At 30.1% G+C, this 19,363-nt stretch carries 17 protein-coding genes; 11 read left to right on the top strand and 6 right to left on the bottom strand.

Going from position 1 to position 19,363, the window contains the following annotated elements:
• The 3 genes from ABY863_RS04965 to ABY863_RS04955 form a co-directional block, all read right to left on the bottom strand.
• Positions 1–2,307 (bottom strand): TonB-dependent receptor plug domain-containing protein (locus ABY863_RS04965; RefSeq protein WP_372793161.1); only part of this gene is annotated, 2,307 nt, incomplete at its 3' end.
• A 71-nt stretch (positions 2,308–2,378) separates the two neighbouring features.
• Entirely contained in the window at positions 2,379–3,278 is a 900-nt protein-coding gene (locus ABY863_RS04960; RefSeq protein WP_372793160.1) for a FecR family protein, read from the bottom strand.
• A 42-nt stretch (positions 3,279–3,320) separates the two neighbouring features.
• A complete protein-coding gene (locus tag ABY863_RS04955; RefSeq protein ID WP_372793159.1) occupies positions 3,321–3,836 on the bottom strand; it encodes an RNA polymerase sigma factor in 516 nt (171 codons plus the stop codon).
• 205 nt (positions 3,837–4,041) lie between these two features.
• Between ABY863_RS04955 and ABY863_RS04950 the strand changes: the two genes are divergently transcribed.
• Positions 4,042–5,094, top strand: coding sequence for a hypothetical protein (locus tag ABY863_RS04950; protein ID WP_372793158.1), 1,053 nt, complete (start codon positions 4,042–4,044; stop codon positions 5,092–5,094).
• A gap of 49 nt (positions 5,095–5,143) precedes the next feature.
• Here ABY863_RS04950 and ABY863_RS04945 read toward each other — a convergent pair whose 3' ends face one another.
• Positions 5,144–5,665 carry a nuclear transport factor 2 family protein gene (locus ABY863_RS04945; protein WP_372793157.1) on the bottom strand — a complete coding sequence of 174 codons (522 nt, stop codon included), beginning with the start codon at positions 5,663–5,665 and terminating at the stop codon, positions 5,144–5,146.
• Positions 5,662–6,360 carry a hypothetical protein gene (locus ABY863_RS04940; RefSeq protein ID WP_372793156.1) on the bottom strand — a complete coding sequence of 233 codons (699 nt, stop codon included), beginning with the start codon at positions 6,358–6,360 and terminating at the stop codon, positions 5,662–5,664. Before ABY863_RS04940 ends, ABY863_RS04945 begins: the two co-directional genes overlap by 4 nt.
• 143 nt (positions 6,361–6,503) lie before the next feature.
• Here ABY863_RS04940 and ABY863_RS04935 point away from each other — a divergent pair, with 143 nt between their 5' ends.
• The 10 genes from ABY863_RS04935 to ABY863_RS04890 all read left to right on the top strand — a co-directional run bounded on the left by ABY863_RS04935 (position 6,504) and on the right by ABY863_RS04890 (position 18,264).
• On the top strand, positions 6,504–7,463 hold the full coding sequence (locus ABY863_RS04935; RefSeq protein WP_372793155.1) for an NAD-dependent epimerase/dehydratase family protein: 960 nt from the start codon (positions 6,504–6,506) through the stop codon (positions 7,461–7,463).
• Between the two features lie 273 nt (positions 7,464–7,736).
• A complete protein-coding gene (gene mce, locus ABY863_RS04930; RefSeq protein ID WP_372793154.1) occupies positions 7,737–8,138 on the top strand; it encodes a methylmalonyl-CoA epimerase in 402 nt (133 codons plus the stop codon).
• Between the two features lie 51 nt (positions 8,139–8,189).
• Positions 8,190–9,749 (top strand): acyl-CoA carboxylase subunit beta, encoded by a 1,560-nt coding sequence (locus ABY863_RS04925; RefSeq protein WP_372793153.1) that lies wholly within the window; start codon positions 8,190–8,192, stop codon positions 9,747–9,749.
• The gene (locus tag ABY863_RS04920) at positions 9,749–10,108 is read left to right on the top strand and encodes an OadG family transporter subunit (RefSeq protein WP_372793152.1); all 360 of its coding nucleotides are present in this window, start codon (positions 9,749–9,751) and stop codon (positions 10,106–10,108) included. Before ABY863_RS04925 ends, ABY863_RS04920 begins: the two co-directional genes overlap by 1 nt.
• A 2-nt stretch (positions 10,109–10,110) precedes the next feature.
• Positions 10,111–10,530 (top strand): biotin/lipoyl-containing protein, encoded by a 420-nt coding sequence (locus tag ABY863_RS04915; RefSeq protein WP_372793151.1) that lies wholly within the window; start codon positions 10,111–10,113, stop codon positions 10,528–10,530.
• A gap of 66 nt (positions 10,531–10,596) precedes the next feature.
• A complete protein-coding gene (locus ABY863_RS04910) occupies positions 10,597–11,922 on the top strand; it encodes a sodium ion-translocating decarboxylase subunit beta (RefSeq protein WP_372793150.1) in 1,326 nt (441 codons plus the stop codon).
• A gap of 51 nt (positions 11,923–11,973) precedes the next feature.
• Positions 11,974–13,263 (top strand): acetyl-CoA hydrolase/transferase family protein, encoded by a 1,290-nt coding sequence (locus ABY863_RS04905; protein ID WP_372793149.1) that lies wholly within the window; start codon positions 11,974–11,976, stop codon positions 13,261–13,263.
• A 20-nt stretch (positions 13,264–13,283) separates the two neighbouring features.
• Positions 13,284–15,092, top strand: coding sequence for a methylmalonyl-CoA mutase family protein (locus tag ABY863_RS04900; protein ID WP_372793148.1), 1,809 nt, complete (start codon positions 13,284–13,286; stop codon positions 15,090–15,092).
• Between the two features lie 4 nt (positions 15,093–15,096).
• Positions 15,097–17,229, top strand: coding sequence for a methylmalonyl-CoA mutase (gene scpA / locus ABY863_RS04895; protein ID WP_372793147.1), 2,133 nt, complete (start codon positions 15,097–15,099; stop codon positions 17,227–17,229).
• Positions 17,230–17,457: 228 nt separating this feature from the next.
• A complete protein-coding gene (locus ABY863_RS04890; RefSeq protein WP_372793146.1) occupies positions 17,458–18,264 on the top strand; it encodes a Cof-type HAD-IIB family hydrolase in 807 nt (268 codons plus the stop codon).
• A 1-nt stretch (position 18,265) separates the two neighbouring features.
• On the opposite strand, the gene meaB is transcribed toward ABY863_RS04890, so the two are convergent.
• Positions 18,266–19,270: a methylmalonyl Co-A mutase-associated GTPase MeaB gene (gene meaB / locus ABY863_RS04885; RefSeq protein WP_372793145.1), complete on the bottom strand. Its 1,005-nt coding sequence runs from the start codon at positions 19,268–19,270 to the stop codon at positions 18,266–18,268.
• Positions 19,271–19,363 lie beyond the last annotated feature (93 nt).

Here is a 19,363-nt window from a genome sequence, read left to right as displayed (position 1 = left end):
TTCATTTAATTTAAATTTGTATGTTGATGAAAAATCAGCTCTAAAATAGTTGGATAATCGTTCGCTATTCGGATCATTATAATTAATAGAATTGCTAATACCATTTGTTGAAATTGCATTGTTATTTAAAGGACTTGTATGCGGTTTTCCTGTTCTCCAAAGCAATCCTAATGCAAAATCTATTTTTTTATAAGTATAGGTGTTCCCAAATGAAATACTATGCCTTATGTCTAAATTATTAGGAAAAATAGTTGGAGTTAATTCAGTAAATTCATAATCGTTTTTATTGTAAGTATACCCAACCCAAGTACTAAAAGTTGCTGTGTTTTTATTTATTATAAACTCCAATCCTTTAACAGTATAACTTCCTGTAGTTTTAATAAACTGATTCTGATTTTGAAACCCTTGATTTGCAGTTGTAATACCATTTACATATTTGTAGAAGCCTTCTAAGTCAATAAAAAAGTTATTTTTTTTGTAATTAATACCTAATGATGCTTGTTTGCTTTTTATAATTGGAATTATATTTTCGTCAGCCAGTGTCCATCTGCTTTTTTCAACTCCTAAAAAATCTTCTTGTAAGTCAATAATTTGAGTGGCGTTTTGGCTTTTAAATTCTCCAGCAATTTTCACAGATATGTTTGCATTTATTTTATACAATGCTTGTATTCTTGGTTCTGCAATAAAAATTTTGAATTTTTCAACATAATTAAGTCTGAAACCACTGTTTATAAAAGTTTTTTTATTGTTTGAAATAAAATTTATTTCACTATACAATGCATGATTTCTAATCACATTTTTAATGGTTCTAATAAATAAAGGGATATTAACATCTTCAGAATTAGTAATTCCTAATTCATAAAAATGATAGCCATTCAAAAATTGAAGATTTTTATTAATTTGATAAAATGTATTTAATTTTATGCCTGTTTCTAAAACTTCATTTACTTGTATTAAACGTTGATTGTTTAACAACGAAAAGTTTTCAGCATGAACATTGTATTTTGTATAATAAGTGTGAAACACCGTTTTAAATTTTGAACTCCATATGTCTGTAATATTTAGTCCAATAGCAATATTACTTTGTTCTAATTCACTTGTTTTGGAATCTGAAATAGTTTCTGATTGTTTAGATTCATTAAAATGAAATTTGTTGTCAACATTAAAATAACTAAGTCTTAATTTATGATTTTTATTTAAGTCGTATAAAATTTTAAAGCTATAATCTGAAAAATTGAAAGTTGAGTTTGTTTTAATATTTTCTGTAATGGTTGAAGCTGTAACTTTAGAGTCTTGAAATGTTTTTTTAAAGTATTGTTCAAAAGTTGGAGTATTAATTAAATCGGTAATTGCGCGTCTTCCAGTAAATTGAAACCCAACTTTTTCAGATATTGGAATATGTGCATAACCATCGGCACTTAAAAGATTAAATCCAGCTCCTCCGAAAGGTTTTTCAGAAATTTCATTTATTGTTTCAATATTGATAGTTCCAGAAACACCATCATTATATTGGGAACTGGTTCCATTTTTAGTAAGAGTTACTTTATCAGTTAAATAAGGATTGAAGGCTGATATTAGCCCAAAAAAATGCCCAGAATGATACATTTTAATGCCATCCCAAAGCAATAAATTTTGATCGTTAGAGCCACCTCTAATATTAATATTTGAAATTGATTCATTAATGCTGCTTATACCTGGAATTGCTTGTATTTTTTGCAAAATATCGGGTTCAATAAGTCCAGGTAAAATACCAGAATTTAAAACATCTATTGCAATTGTATTATTGGTTGATATCGTAATTCCAGAGGTTAAATAGTTATGTAAGATCACTTCGTTTAATAATTCAGTTTTTTGAGAAACTAAAATGGTTAAACATGTTCCTTTCGAAAGTAAATCATTCGAATTTATAAAAATGGTTGGGTATGATAAATGGCTAATTTGAACTAGTTGATTTTTGGCAATATTTTCGAATTTAAAAAACCCTGCGTTATTTGAAATTGTTTGATTGTTTAAAATAGTAATTGAAGCATCTTCAATAAATATTTTTAAAACAGGGTCAAATAGGTAACCACAAATGTAATTACCTTGTTTTTTTTTACTTATTAATATATTTTTTTTGGTTAAATAGGTAAATTTTAAAGGTGTATTTTCTATTAAATAATCAATAGTTTCATCTAATGTTAAATCATTATTATAACTAGGTAATTGAATAGCTTCAATTACTTTATTCGCATAAGTAAATGAGATATTATATTGTTTTTCGGCAATTGATAAAATCTCTAAAAGCGAACTATTTTCTTTATTCAAATTTTGAGAATTACAAAAAATGGAATAGAGAAGACAAGTTATTATTAAAAAAAGTTTTTTCAAGCTAAATATCATTGCACTTTAATACTCACTTTATTTTCACTAAATATAGTAAAATTAAAGTTTAAGGGTATACAAATGGCTTTTAAAGCAGTATTTAAATTTGTATGAGTAAAAGTCCCTGTAAATAAAGTATCTGCATATGATTTATCATAAGTAACCTCTATATTATACTGTCTTTCAATTTCTTTAATAACATACTTATAAGGTACACTCTTAAATGAACTATTATTTTGCAGCCAAGAAGGATTTGTTTCAGTGATATTCTCTGAAAATTCAGGTTTTGAGTTTAAAACTTTAAAAGAACTTCCTGCAGGTACTTTAATAGTTTCATTTTTATAGTGAACACTTACCAAACCTTCATAGCAAAAAACTTCAAAATAAGCATCTCTTGCAAGTACATTAAAATGAGTTCCTAAAACACTCACAGATCCTAAATTTGTGTTTACTGTAAACTTTGATCCTTTTTTAACGCTAAAATAGGCTTCACCTTTTAAATTTAATTCTCTTTTGTTTTCCCAATTTTTAGATTTGAATGTTATTTCGGAATCAGCATTTAAATTAACTTTAGAATTATCAGGTAATTCAAAATTAATTTTCTCTGCTAATTGTGTTGAATAACTGGTGTTTTTGTTTGAGATAAAATAATAGGAGGTAAGAAGTAATGCTAAAACAGCTGCAACTTTGTAAAATTGAGGAATAATATTAAGTTTTCTAACTTTTGAGTTTTTATGTGCGATTTTTAATTTTAGAAGTGCTTCTTCAACATTATATATAGGTGTTTCTAATAAACTAGTAGCAGCTATTATTTTTTTGTAAGAACGTAACTCGTCATCGCTTATGTGTTTCAAAAGCTCTGCTTCAGTTATTTCTTTGTTAAGCCACTTTGCTAAAAAATAATTTTGTTTCATACCTTAATAACATTTCAAATTAGATTCACCCTACTTTTAAAATTAAATATTTTCAATTTCATTGCGAAGGCTTACTAGTGCATTGTGTATTCTTTTTTCTACTGCTTTTACAGATATTCCTAAAATTTCGGCAATTTCTTTGTATTTTTTACCATCAATTCTATTCATTAAGAAAGCGATTCTTTGGGCTTCTGTTAAACTAGCTATTGCTTTTTGTAATTTTACTCCAAACTCTTTTTCTTCTAAAATAAATTCAGGAGACTCATTCGTTATATTTTTAGGAAGTGTACTTTTAAAATTTAAAACAACTTTAGTTTTTGAATATTCGTTTAAAAATAAATTATTGGCAATTGTAAATAAAAATGCCTTTGCCTTACCAGGAATTATTTTATGGCAATTATTCCAAAATTTTAAAAATGAATCTTGAACAAGGTCATTTGCCATGTCAAAATTTCCACATTTATAATAAATGAAATTATGTAGTAACTTAGAGTGGTTTAAAAAAAAATCGCTAAATTTTTTTTCATCACAATAGTCTGTATTATTTTTATCTTTCATTAAAGATGTATGCCTAAATAGTAAGTGTTAAAAAATGTAAATATAATTTATTTTTAAAATAAGTAGGGTATTTAAAATATAAACTGTTAATTTATTAAACTATTAATGTTGCCATATGAAACAAGCAAGTTAAACTTTTTCTCACCCAAGGAAATGATTAATAGCGAACAGCAAGTGACCATAAAAAAGAAATAAATATAAACACATGAAATTAAAAACTACTTTATATTATTTAAGCTTTTGCTTATTCTTTCTTATAGCTTGTCAGAAAGAGATATCTCAAGTAATACAACCTTCAACAGGTGAGGTGTTAAGTTCAAATTCTGCGGTTACTTTATTAGTAAGAAATACCGTTACAAATGATGGGTCAAAAGATAATATAATTGACAATGCAAGTTGTATTACAGTGCAATTACCTGTAACAGTAATTGTAAATGGAACACAAATTGTAGTTTCTGTTGAAGAAGATTATAATGCAATTGAAGCAATTTTTGATGCTTTTTCTAATGATGTTGATACTTTACAAATTGTATTTCCAATTGTGATAACTTTAAGTGATTTTTCTGAAATTACAATTTATAATTATTTTAATTTAAATGAATACAGTCAAAATTGTAGTGGTAATAATCAGTACGATAATGATATAGAATGCATAGACTTTGTATATCCAATAAATTTATTAGTTTTTAATTCAGATAGTCAAATTACACAAATAGTTACTATTGAAAATGATGAGCATTTTTATAATGCTATTGAAACTATAGAAGATAGTCAAATAATTGAAATTCAGTTTCCTATTACAGCAATTCTGTATGATGGTACTGAAAAAGTAATTAATGATATGTTAACGCTACAAAATGTTATTGAAGAAGCTGACAATATGTGTGATGAAGATGATGATAATGATTATAATGATGACGATTGTATAAATTGTAATGAAACTGAAATTAAACAATTATTAGTTGTTTGTGACTGGAACATACATGAATTAATAATTAATGAAGTTGAAAATACCGGTGATTATGAAGATTATTTATTTACTTTTTTAGAAAATGGAATTGTAATAGCAAATGATAATTCTAATAACTTTGAAGGTACTTGGTTAGTGTACACTTCAAATTTTCAAATAATTGTTGAAATTAATTTTACAAATTTCCCCAATTTATCGTTTAAATGGGATCTTAATAAAGTTGATGATGAAGAAATATATCTTTATTTTGGAAACAACAAACTTGAACTTGAAAAAATATGTGATTAATTACAATTCCAACTAAAATAAGAATTTCAAAATATAAGGGCTAAAGAAATTACTTTTTTAATTTCTTTAAAAACAGTGAGTCTTTTTCTTTATTTATTTTAATAACTTCATCAATATTATCGTTTGGTATTGTGAGTGAAAGTACATAATGCTCAATTTTCCAATTATTTTCACTTTTAATTACCACACCTGACCCTCTACAGATTCCCATCCAAGTGTCTAAAAGTTCATCAAACCAAGCAATTTCAACATCTTTATAACTATAAATAGTTCTTTTAACTGGAGTGAAATCCCATGCTTTACCCTTGTCAAAATGAGGTTTGCTAAACTTTTTAAAATCAGTGTTTTTCCAATTTTCTGAAGCATCAGTTCCAATAAAAACACTTTTGTTTGTCATTGCTTCAAAATAAGTTTCAAAATTAGCTTCGGCTGCACTTTTATGCCAAGCATCTAGCACCTTATTAATTGCTTCTTTTTCATCAACAGGTTCAACTTTTTTTACGGTTACTTTTTTATTTTCACAACTTGAAAATGCAACTATAAAAATTAGAAGAGATATTACTTTTTTCATTCTTTAGTTTTTTTTTGAGGCACTAATTTTCGTTCAGATCTATTCTTTAAAGACGTTACTGGTTTATTTGGTCTTTTTCTTTCAACTCTTTCTGGTTTTTTACTTAATGGAGATTCTCTTTCATATAATTTTTCTCTTTCAGGAAATTCTGATACTTCAATTACATTACTTGGAGTTTCGGTGTCAACTTCTAAAGAGTTTTGTAATTCTTCCGCCTTATAAATGGTATTTATTTTCGAGTTTAATGATGAATAAACTTCAACTATTTTACCAACTTCTTCTTTTACTTCTTCACTTGAAATGGCTGGGATTGTTGCCATATCAGCCAATCTTAAAGTTTCATTGTGTAAAACATTAAAGCGAGCCATCATATTTAATTCCTTTAATTCTTCAATTCTAATAGAATCTTTCATTAATTGTACTAAATCAGAAAGTTCTTTGGCATAATTAAGGGCTTCCATATTAGAAATATTATAATATTTTATTATAAATTCATCAACATCGCGATATTCTTTCCATTCTGAAATCACTTTTTTAGCTTTTGGAATTAAGGTTTCACTTATTGTGTTCACAATACGATTGGAATTTATTTTTAACGAATCTGTGTTTTCAGAAACTTCTTGTACAGGATTGGTTCTTTGACACGAAAAACTTAAAAATATAATGAATAATAAAAGACTATATAAATACTTCATTTTAAAAATATATTGACTTCAAAAATACTAATTATTACACTATTCTATCAAAATATTATCATTTTCATAAAAAATTATTCTACATATATTGAAAATATATTTTAAGTATCTTTGATACAGAAATAATAAGGATACGTAAATAAATGAATAAAAGCATATTAATTATAGGTGCCTGTGGTCAAATTGGAACAGAATTAACACTTAAACTACGTGAAATAAACGGGGAAAAAGCAGTAATTGCTTCAGATATACATGAAGGAAGTAATGAGTTAATGCAATCAGGACCGTTTGAATTAATAAATGCTATGGATTATGATAGTATTTTAAAAGTTGTTGAAAAATACGCTATTAATGAAGTGTATTTAATGGCTGCGATGCTTTCAGCAACAGGTGAGAAATTTCCAGAAAAAGCTTGGGAATTAAATATGAATTCATTATTTAATGTGCTTAACTTAGCAAAATCAGGAAAAATAAAAAAAGTATTTTGGCCTAGTTCTATTGCTGTTTTTGGACCAACAACACCTAAAGAAAATACACCTCAAGAAACGGTTATGGAACCATCAACCGTTTATGGAATTAGCAAACAAGCAGGTGAGCGATGGTGTGAATATTATTTTAATAAATTTGGGGTTGATGTACGAAGTATACGTTACCCTGGAATTATAAGTTGGAAAGCAAATCCAGGTGGTGGAACCACAGATTATGCAATTGAAATTTTTCATAAAGCTTTGCAAGAAGGTAAGTATAATTCTTTTTTAAATAAAGAAACTAAACTACCAATGATGTATATTGATGACGCTATAGATGCTACTATAAATATTATGGATGCTAAACCTGAAGCTATTAAAATACGTTCGTCCTATAATTTGGCGGGTATGAGTTTTACTCCTCATGAAGTTAGTGAGGAAATAAAAAAAACAATTCCAAATTTTGAAATTTCATATAGCCCAGATTTTAGACAAAAAATTGCCGATAGTTGGCCAAAAAGTATTGACGATTCTAAGGCAAGAGAAGATTGGGGTTGGAATCATAAAGTTGATTTAGAAAAAATGACGACTATTATGTTAGAGAATTTGAGTTTAAAATATGATTTTAACTATTAAACAATTCAAATAGTTTTAAAATACTCAGAGTAAAATTGCATAACAACTTCCTTTTTAAAAAACCTCAAAATTTATTTAGAGGTTTTTTTATTTTATAATTTCAAAAATTTCTATTACGATTTCGTAAAATAATAACAAATATGACAATTGTCATATTTTAAAGACTAGCTTAGGTATAATTTTGTTGTGGAATTACATTTTTTAAATAAAAATCAAATTTCCGCATAGTAATTTAGGATAAATTAAAATTTTAATCAAAAAAACATAACATTCATGAATATTTCACATATTGAACACATAGGTATAGCAGTAAACAATTTAGAAGAATCAATTAAATACTACGAAGAAGTATTAGGCATGAAATGCTATAGTATTGAAGAGGTTGTTGATCAGAAAGTGAAAACAGCCTTTTTTTTAGTAGGAGACACAAAAATTGAATTATTAGAAAGCACATCTCCTGATGGACCAATTGGTAAATTTATTGAAAAAAAAGGTCCAGGAATCCATCACATTGCTTTTGCAGTGCCAAATGCATCTGAAGCATTAAAAACAGCTGAAGAACGAGGTGTTCAATTAGTTGATAAAGTTTCTAGAAAAGGTGCGGAAGGATTAAATATTGGTTTTCTTCATCCAAAATCAACAAATGGAGTACTTACTGAACTTTGTTCAAAATAATAAACACGAAGTATTTCGGTAAAAAAATCAGAAAAGAAATTACATAATATTATGGCAAATCAAGATAAAATTAATGAGTTAATTGAAAAAAGAGCTGAGGCAAAAATGGGTGGAGGTGAGAAACGGATTGAATCTCAGCATGCTAAAGGTAAATTAACAGCTCGCGAACGTATTGATATTCTTTTGGATGATGATAGTTTTGAAGAATTTGATATGTTTGTAACGCACAGAACAAAATCGTTTGGGTTAGATAAAGAAATTTATCTTTCTGATGGTGTTGTTACAGGGCATGGAACAATTGATGGTAGAATTGTATACCTATTCGCACAAGATTTTACAGTATTTGGAGGCTCACTTTCCGAAACTTATGCATTAAAGATTTGTAAGATAATGGATATGGCTATGAAAATTGGTGTTCCCGTTATTGGATTAAATGATAGTGGTGGAGCTCGTATTCAAGAAGGTGTTAGATCTTTAGCAGGTTATGCTGAAATTTTTCAAAGAAATATTATGGCATCTGGTGTAATCCCACAAATTTCTTCAATTTTAGGCCCTTGTGCTGGTGGTGCTGTTTATTCTCCTGCTTTAACAGATTTTACAATTATGACTGACAAAACCAGTTATATGTTTGTTACAGGTCCTAAAGTTGTAAAAACCGTAACAGGTGAGGTTGTAACTGCTGAACAATTAGGTGGAGCTATGATTCATTCAACAAAATCAGGTGTATCACATTTCTTAGCTGAGAGCGATGAAGAAAATTTATTATTAGTTCGTAAATTATTAAGTTACCTTCCTTCAAACAATTTAGAAGAGGCTCCAATTATTACTTGTGATGACCCTATTGATAGATTAGATGATATTCTTAATACTATTATTCCAGAAAATGCGAATCAACCTTATGATATAGTTGATGTAATTTCAATTATTGCAGATAGAGCTGAATTTACTGAAGTTCACAGAAATTATGCAAGAAATATAGTTGTTGGTTTTGCAAGGTTTAATGGTCATCCTGTAGGAATTGTAGCCAACCAACCAAAATATTATGCGGGTGTATTAGATATTGAAGCTTCAAGAAAAGCAGCTCGTTTTGTTCGTTTTTGTGATGCATTCAATATTCCAATTGTAACTTTAGTTGATGTACCAGGATTCTTACCAGGAACAGGACAAGAATATGGTGGAATTATTCTTCACGGTGCTAAATTATTATTTGCTTACGGTGAAGCAACAGTGCCAAAAGTAACTATCACACTTCGTAAATCATACGGTGGAGCGCACGATGTAATGAGTTGTAAACAATTACGTGGGGATGTTAATTATGCTTGGCCAACTGCAGAAATTGCGGTAATGGGAGCTAAAGGAGCTGTTGAAGTATTGGAAGGATCTAACATTAATAAAATTGAAGATGCTGAAGAAAAACAAGAATACATCGATAAAAAAGAAGAAGAGTACACTAAGAAATTTGCAAATCCTTATGAGGCTGCAAAATACGGATTTATTGATGATGTAATTGAGCCTCGAAACACTCGTTTTAGAATTATTAGAGCGTTACAATTACTTCAAAATAAAAAAGAAGTAAATCCACCTAAGAAACATTCAAACATACCTCTATAATGACATATATTCCACTATTTACAGATCAAATAAGCGAAGGATACGTTATTTTGTTTACTGGGTTGCTAATTGTTTTTACATCCTTGCTCTCACTTTCATTATTGTTTAAATATGGATTACCATTGATGCTTTATATATATAAAGTAATTACGAAGAGAAAGGATAAAAAGATTTCTGAGATTAAGGTTGAAGCTGATAGAAATTTTACAGGTGAAATTGCAGCAGCTATAGGTGCAGCCGTTCATTTGTATTTGGATGAACAGCACGATCACGAAAGTGCAATCTTAACAATTAAGCAAGTAAAAAAACCATATTCACCTTGGAGTTCTAAAATTTACGGAACACAAAATAGATTATAAATATGAAAAATTATAAATTCAAAATAAACGAAAACGGCTATACCGTTAATATAAAATCTCACGAAGGTAATATTATTGACTTAGAAGTAAACGGAACTGCGTATGAAGTAATAATGAAGGAGGAAATCAAAAAAACAAAAACTCCTACTTTAGTTCGTGCAGCATCTCAAAGACCAGCAGAGCCATTAAAAGTAAACCCTAATTCATCAATATCCCAAATTCTTGCTCCTATACCTGGGGTTGTTTTATCTATTGATGTAGCAGTAGGTGATACTTTAAAAATTGGCGATAGAATGTTAGTTTTGGAAGCTATGAAAATGGAAAACAACATTGTTTGTGAAAAAGCAGGTACTATAACCGCAATGAAGGTTGTTGTTGGACAACAAGTTTTACAGAACGAAGTAATGATAGAAATAAGATAAGCGTTTTCATTTTTTTTGAATGTTTAAAATTAACATTCATTTTTGAAAACACAAAAAACAAACAAAATGAAAAAAATATTATTAATATTTGGTGTTCTATCGTTGCTAATTTTTATTAGACCTGCACTTGGTTTAAACTCAAATTCCGGTACTAATACAATATCTTCATCTGTTTCGGTTAATCAGGCGAATCAAGTAGATGAAACAGATTCACTAGGTGAAGCTTTTGAAGGAGTCAAACATTTTTACAATTATACTGGTTTTGCTAATGCAACTTCTGGTAATTTACTCATGATTTTAATTGGGATTGTTTTTATATATCTTGGTATTAAATTTGATTACGAACCTTTATTATTAATTCCTATTGGAGCTGGTGTAATAATTGGAAATATTCCATTTGTTGCAGGAAATCAAACAGGAATTTACGAAACGGGTTCCGTTTTAAATTACTTGTATTTTGGAGTTGTAAAAGGGGTTTATCCCCCATTAATCTTTTTAGGAATTGGAGCAATGACAGATTTTTCGTCATTAATTGCAAACCCAAAACTAATGTTATTGGGTGCAGCAGCTCAAATTGGCGTATTTGCTACATTTATGGGAGCATTGTACTTAGGATTTAATCTTCCTGAAGCAGGTGCAATTGGAATTATTGGTGGAGCCGATGGGCCAACTGCTATTTTCCTTTCCTCAAAATTAGCCAATGGGGTGAATGTTTTAGCTGATGGTACAGTTGTGAAAAATTTAATTGGCCCTATTGCCATTGCAGCATATTCATATATGGCATTAGTTCCTGTGATTCAACCTCCTTTAATGAGATTATTAATTTCTAAAGAAGATAGAAAAATTAAAATGAAACCACCAAGAGCAGTAACTCAAAAAGAGAAAATGATTTTCCCTGTGGTGGCTTTAATTTTAACAACGTTTATTTCTCCTAGTGCATTACCATTATTAGGGATGTTATTCTTTGGAAACTTATTAAAAGAATCGGGAAGAACGGAGAGATTGGCTGATACAGCTCGCACAAAATTAATAGATATTGTTACAATTCTTTTAGGAGTTACAGTTGGAGCTTCAACTCAAGCTGATATTTTTATAACAAAAGATTCTATGTTAATCTTCGGGTTAGGAGCTATATCGTTTGTAATTGCTACAATGGGAGGTTTATTGTTCGCTAAATTTATGAACCTTTTCCTTAAGGGAGATAATAAAATTAATCCATTAATTGGTGCTGCAGGAGTATCTGCCGTTCCGGATAGTGCAAGAGTTGTACATACTGAAGCATTAAAATCAGATCCAAGTAATTACTTGCTAATGCACGCAATGGCACCAAATGTTGCTGGTGTAATTGGTTCTGCAATTGCAGCAGGTATCATATTAAGTTTTTTAGGATAGTAGTGTGTTCAACGTAAAATGAACACGCAATAAATATAATTTTTATATATAATGAAAATACCAAATGTAATGACAGCCGAAGATGCTGTTAAATTAATCAAGTCAGGAAATAGAGTGTTAATTCAAGGAGGCTCTGCAACACCTCAAACATTAATTAAAGCAATGGTTGCGCACGCACCAGAGTTGAGAGGTGTTGAAATTTGCCATTTACATACAGAGGGAGAATGTGGATATACGGCTCCTGAATTAAGAGAAAGTTTTCATACAAGTGCATTCTTTATTGGTGGAAACGTAAGAAAAATGGTGGGGGATACGGTTGATTATATTCCAATTTTCTTAAGTGATATTCCTAGTTTATTCCGTCAGGGATATATGGATTTAGATGTTGTTTTAGTTAATGTTTCACCACCAGATAAACACGGATTTTGTTCTTTAGGAGTTTCTGTTGATATTGTTATTGCAGGAATTGAAAAAAGTAAAACTGTAATTGCACAAATCAATCCTAAAATGCCTCGTACTTTTGGAGATGCTTTAGTTCATTTAAATAATTTTAGCGCTTGTGTTTTAGTTGATGAAGAAATTCATGAAATGAATTTTGTGTCACCAACTGAAGCAGAACAAGCAATTGGTAAAAATATAGCTGGAATTATTGAAGATGGGGCAACATTACAAATGGGTATAGGTGGTATTCCAAATGCCGTACTAACCTACCTTGGCAATCACAAAAATTTAGGTATTCATACTGAAATGTTTTCTGAAGGAATTGTTGATTTAGTTGAAAAAGGAATTGTTAATGGCTCACAAAAAAAGGTAAATCCTTATAAAATAATTTCTGGTTTTGCCATGGGAACACGTCGTTTATACGATTTTATGGATGACAACCCAGAAATTGAAATGTTAGACATTGCTTATGTAAATGACACAGCTATCATTCGTCAAAACCCAAAAGTAACAGCAATTAATTCTGCTATTGAAATTGATTTTACAGGTCAGGTTTGTGCTGATTCTATTGGAACAAGAATGTTCTCAGGTGTTGGTGGTCAAATGGACTTTATGCGTGGAGCCGCTTTATCATTGGGAGGGAAACCAATAATTGCTGTAACTTCAACAACTTTAAAAGGAGTTTCAAAAATAGTTCCTGCATTAAAAGCAGGAGCAGGAGTTGTTACAACTCGTGCACATGCAAGGTATGTTGCCACTGAGTATGGTGTAGCTGAGTTATTTGGAAAAACTCTAAAACAACGTGCACAAGCATTGAGAAATGTAGCGCATCCTGACCATAGAGAAGAATTAGACATAGCTATTTTCGAACGTTTTGGAAGTAGTTTAGCAATAAAATAATTTTATTAATAGTATATATTATGAACACTAAAAATAAATCACTTTTTTCTGAATTTAGTCCTGTTTCAAAACAAGACTGGATGGAAAAAATAACCGTTGATTTAAAAGGTGCAGATTTTGATAAAACACTGGTTTGGAAAAACTTAAGTAACATCAATATTCAACCTTTTTACAACGAAGAAGATAAAACAGCCTATTTAAAAAATACAGGAGAAAATTCTCAATCGTTAGTAAATTACCGCAACATTGCTGTTGTGTCTGACGAAAAAGGAAACAGCTTAGCTTTAAAAGCAATTGAAGAAGGAATGAACGGATTAATTTTCTGTGTTTCTGAAAAAACTTCAGCTGCAAAACTATTAAAAGGAATTAACTTAAACCAAGTTACAGTTTCATTTATTCTTGGAACGAATGCTGTTTCATTTGCTTCTGAATTTATTAATTTCGTAAAAGGAAATGGTATTGCTACTGAAAACTTAAAAGGATATTTTGATACTTCTTTAATTACAAATTATATAACTTCAGGAACTATTGAAGCAAGCAATTTTGATATTGTTGTTGAATTAGTGAAATTAACTACTGATTACTCTAATTTTAAAGCAATAACAATTTCAGGAACTGAGTATTTAGATTCTGGAGCAAACCAAGTTCAAGAAATTGCCTATACGTTAAATTCATTAGTATATGTAATTGATGAATTAACAAAAAGAGGAGTTCAAGTTCAGTCAATTTTTGATAATCTTAACTTCAAATTAGCGATTGGTCTAGAATATTTTGTTGAAATTGGTAAGTTTAGAGCTTTCAATAACTTATTAAGCGAAGTTGCTAATAAATATGGAGTTACTGAATTTTCAAATACCCTAACTGCAAAAACTTCAATTTGGAGCAAATCAGTAACTGATGCTGAAACAAATTTGTTGCGTTGTACTACTGAAGCAATGTCTGCTATTTTAGGAAACGTTGATGGTGTTTTAATTGATGCTTACGATAAAGAATTTAAAAATTCTTCTGATTTTTCAAGTAGAATTGCAGGAAACATTACAACTATTTTAAAAGAGGAATCATACTTTGGTAAAGTTTCAAATCCAGTTGATGGTTCTTACTATATAGAAGAAGTTTCAGTAAAAATAGCTGCAAAAGCATTAGAATTATTTAAGGAGATTGAAGCAAATGGAGGTTTTTATACTTCTTTTGAAAGCGAATTAATTCAACAACAAATTGCTGAAATTCGTTTACAAAAATTAAAATTAATTAGCCAACGTAGAACTCCAATGGTGGGTATTAACAAATACCCAAATTTAATGGAAACTATAAAAGCCGATTTACTTTCTGATGCCGTTTCTAATACAATAACTAAGGTTTTAAAACCAAGAAGAGCATCATTAGAAATTGAAGCTATCAGAAAAACTACCGAAGAATTAGTTGCTGAAACTGGCGTTAGACCCATAGTTGAATTGGCTAGTTTTGGAAATTTAACAATGCGTAAAGCAAGAGCTGCTTTTGCTTATGATTTTGTTGGTGTAAGTGGTTATAAAGTACTACAAGAACAAAGTTATTCATCGGCTCTAGAAGCTGCAGAATCAAGTGCAAAATCAAATTCTAATGTAGTTGTGATTTGTAGTTCTGATCAAGATTATGATGAAAGTGCTGTTGCTTATGTTAAAGCATTTAGAGCATTAAATACAGATAAAGTATTATTATTAGCAGGTGCGCCAGCTAATTTAAATGAATTAACTGAAGCTGGTTTAGACGGTTGTGTAAATATGAGATCAGATGTAATTGGAACTATTTCAAGCATTCAGCAAAAAGTTCAAAAATCTATAAAAGCTTAAGGATATGAAACCAGATTTTTCAGATATAAAATTAAATTCAGCAACAAAACAAACTGTTGCTGCTTCAGAGAAACAAGATGTTTGGAATACTCCTGAAGGAATTCCTGTAAAGAAACATTTTACAGCAGAAGATATTAAAGATGCTGAGCATTTAAAATACGCCGCTGGTGTACCTCCATTCTTAAGAGGTCCATATAGTGCAATGTATGCATTACGTCCTTGGACGGTTCGTCAATATGCAGGTTTTTCAACTGCAGAAGAGTCAAATGCATTTTACAGAAGAAACTTAGCTGCTGGTCAAAAAGGACTATCAGTTGCTTTCGATTTAGCTACACACCGTGGATACGATTCAGATCATCCACGTGTAACAGGAGATGTTGGAAAAGCAGGTGTTGCTATTGATTCTATCTTAGATATGGAAATTTTGTTCGATCAAATTCCGTTAGATAAAATGTCTGTTTCTATGACAATGAATGGTGCCGTATTGCCTATTATGGCGTTTTACATTGCTGCTGCAAGAAAACAAGGTGTGCCTTTAGATCAATTAAGTGGTACTATCCAAAACGATATTTTAAAAGAGTTTATGGTGCGTAATACTTATATTTATCCACCATTACCTTCAATGAAAATTATTGGTGATATTTTTGATTACACCACTAAAAATATGCCTAAGTTTAACTCTATTTCTATTAGTGGTTACCATATGCAAGAAGCGGGTGCAACTGCTGATATTGAGTTAGCATACACGTTAGCTGATGGTATGGAATACATTAGAACTGGATTGGCTTCAGGATTAAAAATTGATGAGTTTGCTCCTAGATTATCATTTTTCTGGGCAGTAGGAATGAATCACTTTATGGAAATTGCTAAAATGCGTGCTGCACGTATGCTTTGGGCAAAAATCATAAAATCTTTCAATCCAACAAATCCTAAATCAATGGCATTGCGTACGCATAGCCAAACATCAGGATGGAGTTTAAGTGAGCAAGATCCTTTCAATAACGTAGCACGTACTTGTGTTGAAGCTATGGCTGCAGGTTTGGGCGGAACACAAAGTTTACACACGAATGCATTAGATGAAGCCATTGCTTTACCTACAGATTTCTCAGCGCGTATTGCACGTAATACACAAATCTTTATTCAGGATGAAACGCAAATTACAAAAGCGGTTGACCCTTGGGCAGGAAGTTATTATGTTGAATATTTAACGCAGGAAATTGCTAAAAAGGCTTGGAAATTAATTGAAGAAGTTGAAGAATTGGGTGGAATGGCAAAAGCTATTGAAACTGGAGTTCCAAAAATGCGAATAGAAGAAGCTTCGGCTCGTAAACAAGCACGTTTAGATTCTGGTCAAGATATTTTAGTTGGGGTAAATAAATTTAAAACTACCGAAAAATCTAATATAGAAATTCTTGATATTGATAATACTGCTGTAAGAGATTCTCAAATTGAACGTTTGAAAAAATTAAGAGCAAATAGAGATCAAGCTGTTGTTGATGCAAATATTGTAGCACTGTCTAAATGTGCTGAAACAGGTGAGGGTAATTTATTAGCTTTAGCAGTTGAAGCTGCTGAAAATTTCGCTACTTTAGGTGAAATTTCTGATGCTTTAGAAGTTCATTTTGGAAGACATAAAGCTGATACTAAATTAATAAGTGGTGTGTACGGAAAAGAAGTAAATAACGATAGTACGTTTGCGAAAGCTCAAAAAATGACTGATAAATTTGCAGAAATAGAAGGTCGTCGTCCAAGAGTTATGATTGCTAAAATGGGTCAAGACGGACATGATAGAGGAGCGAAAGTAGTTGCTTCAAGTTTTGCGGATTTAGGTTTTGATGTTGATATGGGGTCATTATTTCAAACAGCAGAAGAAGTTGCAAAACAAGCTGTTGAAAATGATGTTCATTTTGTAGGAGCTTCAAGTTTAGCTGCAGGTCATAAAACGTTAATTCCTCAATTAATTGGAGAATTAGAAAAACTTGGAAGACCTGATATTATGGTTTTCGCAGGTGGAGTTATTCCAGCGCAAGATTATGATTATTTATTAGAAAGAAAAGTAGCTGCCATTTTTGGTCCTGGTACTGTAATTTCTGAGTCTGCTATCATAATTATGGAAAAATATTTAGAGCAAGAATAAGTTTCTAAATAATAAATACAAAAAAGCCCAAACAACTAGTTGTTTGGGCTTTTTTGTATTTTAAATATTGAAGTGTCTAAAAAGTGAAATTTTCATCAAGCTGAAATAAATCTTGAATAGGCTCAGTTCGACTTTTCAGAATGACGGATTCCAAATACTTTTTAAACAACTTTTTATTTTTATAAATAATACCATTTAGAACACTATTTTTGCACTTCAAAATAATTTATGGATTTTTCAAAAGTAAAATTGGTTGTTACAGATATGGATGGGACTTTACTAAATTCAAAAAGTGAAGTAAGCAACCGTTTTTTTAAAGTTTACGAGCAGTTAAAAAAACACAATATTAAATTTATCGCAGCAAGTGGGCGACAATATTTTAGTATTGTTGACAGATTTGAAGAGATAAAACATGAAATAACTATTGTGGCCGAAAATGGTGCTTTTGCTATGCATGGTGATGAAGAGTTATTTACTTCAGAATTACCTACTGAATACATTTCAAATTGTATCAACACATTAAGAGCGTTAGATAATGTTTATATTGTTTTATGTGGAAAAAATGCGGCCTATATTGAAACTAAAGATGAACAGTTTATAACTATATTCAAAAATTATTATTCTGAATATAGACTTGTAGATGATATAACTAAAATTACAAATGACACCTTTTTTAAAATTGCGGCTTATCATTTTGATTGTTCAGAAACACATATTTACCCAGCTGTAAAACATCTTGAAAATAAAATGCAAGTAATTGTTTCAGGCGAACATTGGTTAGATATCTCGCACAATAATGCGAATAAAGGTTTTGCTTTAAACCTCCTTCAACAAAAATTTGGAATTACTAAAGAAGAAACGATGGTTTTTGGAGATTATAACAACGATTTAAAAATGTTAGCATTAGCTGATTTTAGTTATGCTATGGAAAATGCACATCCCAATGTTAAAACTATTGCAAAATTCTCGACTAAAAGTAATGATGAGCAGGGCGTTGAAATAATTCTTGAGCAATTGATAAATTCAAGAAAATAAATTAAAATGAACTTTTAAATTCCTCCAACATAATTTCAGCAGCCTTTACAGGTGAAATTTTAGCAGAGACAATTTCCTTTTCTAAAACAGAAAGGTGCTTTTTAATAGTTGGAGAGCCATAAAAAAGGTTTTTCAATTCCTCATTTATATTATTATACATCCACTGTATTTGTTGATAATTTCTATTCTTTTTAAAATAGCCATTTTCATCAACTAGTTTTTTAAATTTAGAAACTTCATCCCAAACAGTATCAATTCCAATATTTTTTATTGCAGAAGCAGTGCTAACTACAGGGCTCCAACCTGATTCTGATTGAGGAAAAATATGCAATGCGTTTTGATATTGTAAACGAGCCATTTCACTCATTCTAATATTATCTCCATCGGCTTTATTAATAACAACCATATCGGCCATTTCCATAATTCCTTTTTTAATTCCTTGAAGTTCGTCACCTGCGCCAGAAAGCATTAATAATAAAAAGAAATCTGTCATTCCATGTACTGCTGTTTCAGATTGTCCAACACCAACTGTTTCAATTAAAACTACATCATAGCCATTAGCTTCGCAAAGCAACATGGTTTCACCCGTTTTATTAGCAACTCCTCCTAAAGTATCTCCAGAAGCAGAAGGGCGAATATACGCTTCTTCCATATTAGCCAATTCTTCCATTCGGGTTTTATCTCCTAAAATACTTCCTTTTGAACGTTGACTACTTGGATCAATAGATAAAATAGCAACTCTTTTTCCTTTTGTAATTAGGTGTTTCCCAAATGATTCAATAAATGTGCTTTTCCCAACTCCAGGCACACCAGTAATTCCAATTCTTATAGAATTTCCAGAATAAGGTAATATAGCTTGAATAATTTCTTTTGCTAAAATTTTATCGCTTTCTAAATTGCTTTCAATAATAGTTATTGCTCTAGAAAGAAGCACTCTATCTCCTTTTAAAACTCCATCAATATATACGGATGAGGTTAACCTGTTTTTTGGCTTGTAGTTCTTCATTAGTTGCAATTTCATTATTTAATAATAACCAGCACAAAGGTAATAATATTGCAAAAAGTAAGCGTTATAAAAAGGTTTTTTTAACTCATATTG

The organism is Lutibacter sp. (assembly GCF_041562875.1).
Lineage (GTDB): Bacteria > Bacteroidota > Bacteroidia > Flavobacteriales > Flavobacteriaceae > Lutibacter.
Note: the sequence above shows the minus strand (reverse complement) of the source record. Positions and strands in the feature narration are given on the sequence as shown.

What these genes read in the sequence shown, in the direction of transcription:
- ABY863_RS04960 (WP_372793160.1), bottom strand. Translation starts at nt 3,278, where the DNA reads ATGAAACAAAATTATTTTTTAGCAAAGTGGCTTAACAAAGAAATAACT.
- ABY863_RS04935 (WP_372793155.1), top strand. Translation starts at nt 6,504, where the DNA reads ATGAATAAAAGCATATTAATTATAGGTGCCTGTGGTCAAATTGGAACA.
- ABY863_RS04910 (WP_372793150.1), top strand. Translation starts at nt 10,597, where the DNA reads ATGAAAAAAATATTATTAATATTTGGTGTTCTATCGTTGCTAATTTTT.
- scpA (WP_372793147.1), top strand. Translation starts at nt 15,097, where the DNA reads ATGAAACCAGATTTTTCAGATATAAAATTAAATTCAGCAACAAAACAA.
- ABY863_RS04925 (WP_372793153.1), top strand. Translation starts at nt 8,190, where the DNA reads ATGGCAAATCAAGATAAAATTAATGAGTTAATTGAAAAAAGAGCTGAG.
- mce (WP_372793154.1), top strand. Translation starts at nt 7,737, where the DNA reads ATGAATATTTCACATATTGAACACATAGGTATAGCAGTAAACAATTTA.
- ABY863_RS04950 (WP_372793158.1), top strand. Translation starts at nt 4,042, where the DNA reads ATGAAATTAAAAACTACTTTATATTATTTAAGCTTTTGCTTATTCTTT.
- ABY863_RS04900 (WP_372793148.1), top strand. Translation starts at nt 13,284, where the DNA reads ATGAACACTAAAAATAAATCACTTTTTTCTGAATTTAGTCCTGTTTCA.
- ABY863_RS04890 (WP_372793146.1), top strand. Translation starts at nt 17,458, where the DNA reads ATGGATTTTTCAAAAGTAAAATTGGTTGTTACAGATATGGATGGGACT.
- ABY863_RS04905 (WP_372793149.1), top strand. Translation starts at nt 11,974, where the DNA reads ATGAAAATACCAAATGTAATGACAGCCGAAGATGCTGTTAAATTAATC.
- meaB (WP_372793145.1), bottom strand. Translation starts at nt 19,270, where the DNA reads ATGAAGAACTACAAGCCAAAAAACAGGTTAACCTCATCCGTATATATT.
- ABY863_RS04955 (WP_372793159.1), bottom strand. Translation starts at nt 3,836, where the DNA reads ATGAAAGATAAAAATAATACAGACTATTGTGATGAAAAAAAATTTAGC.
- ABY863_RS04915 (WP_372793151.1), top strand. Translation starts at nt 10,111, where the DNA reads ATGAAAAATTATAAATTCAAAATAAACGAAAACGGCTATACCGTTAAT.
- ABY863_RS04920 (WP_372793152.1), top strand. Translation starts at nt 9,749, where the DNA reads ATGACATATATTCCACTATTTACAGATCAAATAAGCGAAGGATACGTT.
- ABY863_RS04940 (WP_372793156.1), bottom strand. Translation starts at nt 6,360, where the DNA reads ATGAAGTATTTATATAGTCTTTTATTATTCATTATATTTTTAAGTTTT.
- ABY863_RS04945 (WP_372793157.1), bottom strand. Translation starts at nt 5,665, where the DNA reads ATGAAAAAAGTAATATCTCTTCTAATTTTTATAGTTGCATTTTCAAGT.